This window comes from Holdemanella porci (genome assembly GCF_009696075.1).
GTDB classification, from domain to species: domain Bacteria; phylum Bacillota_I; class Bacilli_A; order Erysipelotrichales; family Erysipelotrichaceae; genus Holdemanella; species Holdemanella porci.
This window is the reverse complement of record NZ_VUMR01000118.1, coordinates 1-1506: the sequence shown is the minus strand read 5'-3', so window position 1 is coordinate 1506 and position 1506 is coordinate 1. Positions and strand designations below refer to the sequence as shown.

At 35.2% G+C, this 1506-nt stretch carries 3 protein-coding genes; all 3 read left to right on the top strand.

Annotation, left to right across the window (positions count from 1 at the left end; translation table 11 throughout):
* On the top strand, positions 1-305 hold a 305-nt coding region (locus tag FYJ55_RS10625; RefSeq protein ID WP_326831876.1), incomplete at its 5' end, for a group II intron maturase-specific domain-containing protein.
* Between the two features lie 97 nt (positions 306-402).
* A complete protein-coding gene (locus FYJ55_RS10620) occupies positions 403-1131 on the top strand; it encodes an EamA family transporter (RefSeq protein WP_154556793.1) in 729 nt (242 codons plus the stop codon).
* Between the two features lie 108 nt (positions 1132-1239).
* The coding region (locus tag FYJ55_RS10615) for a hypothetical protein (RefSeq protein ID WP_154556792.1) at positions 1240-1506 on the top strand (267 nt) is incomplete at its 3' end.

The following is a 1506-nucleotide window of genomic DNA, read 5'->3' as shown; positions in this document are numbered from 1 at the left end:
AGTCAAACTTAAAGAAATGGGTCAAAGAGAATAGAACCACTCAATTTGACGAATTCATGAAGACATTGAACAAGAAACTTACCGGTAGTTTTAACTACTATAGTTTGAGTGGAATGATAAAAGAGGTTAGAAACCTATGGCATCATTCACTACTTCTTACGTTCAAATGGTTGAATCGAAGGAGTCAAAGAAGAAGTTTCAAATTGGTTAAGTTCTGTGAAATATGGAAAGACCGAATCATTCATCCTTATATCCATGTTGATATTTGGAGCGGTGACAAAGTCATCTATAACAAGAATGTTTAAAGTAACAGTGGGGAGCCGTATGCGGGAAAACTGCACGTACGGTTCTTAGAGGAGTTTATCTCCTACTGTTTATTTAGTGAAGGAGATAAATTTACTTATGTGGATGTTATATGCGACAGGTTCTGCCTTTTTTGCAGGAATCACTTCCATACTCGCAAAATGTGGAATCTCAAAAACAGATTCCGATGTGTCAACCGCCATACGTACCGTTGTGGTTTTAGTTTTTTCGTGGATTCTTGTTCTTTTAACTGGAACTATATCCGGTATTACTGAAATTAGTGAAAAGACATTATTATTTCTAGTCTTATCTGGTATCGCAACAGGGGCTAGCTGGCTATGTTATTTTAAGGCTTTACAAAATGGGAATATGAATAAGGTGGTTCCGATTGATAAATCCAGTACAATCTTAACGATTCTATTGGCTTGTATTTTCTTTCATGAAGGATTGTCTTTAGCTAAAATTGGCTGTGTATGCATGATCGGTGTAGGTACAATGTTGATGATTACTCGAAAAGAGGATGTTGAATCTAATACTTCAGATAAAAGCTGGTTGATGTATGCGATTTTGTCAGCTGTATTTGCGAGCCTTACATCAATTTTAGGTAAGATTGGTATTTCTGGAATTGATTCTAATTTAGGTACGGCCATTCGTACAAGTGTTGTATTAGTCATGGCCTGGCTTATGGTATTTGTGAAAAATAAGCAGTCTGAAATAATATCTATTGATATTAAAGAATTATTGTTTATTGTCTTATCTGGCTTTGCGACAGGAGCATCTTGGCTATGTTTTTATCGTGCTTTACTGTTAAAGTCAGAACGCTCGTGACTTTAGTCATGAGATGAATGACGTATGTAACTGGTTTTCAGCTGTTTCTATACGTGAACCATGATATAATATATATGTAGAATGCATCGTAAAAAAGGAGATTTCGATATGTATACAGTACGCTTTCAATTGGAACTAAGTGGATCTGAGAAACGTTTTTTGTCGAAGTCTTTTTTCTATGCGAATCAGATGCATAATCAGTTGGTTCGATATGCTACAAACCGTTTGAATGCTTTATTTCATGATAAAGAATATGTGGGTGCACGCAAAGCTTATGGAGAAGCTGAATTTTCCAAAAAGAAAGGTTCTGAACTGTCAGCTTCTGAAAAAAAGAAGAAAAAAGAGTTATCAAATATCATGTGTATTAAACAAAAA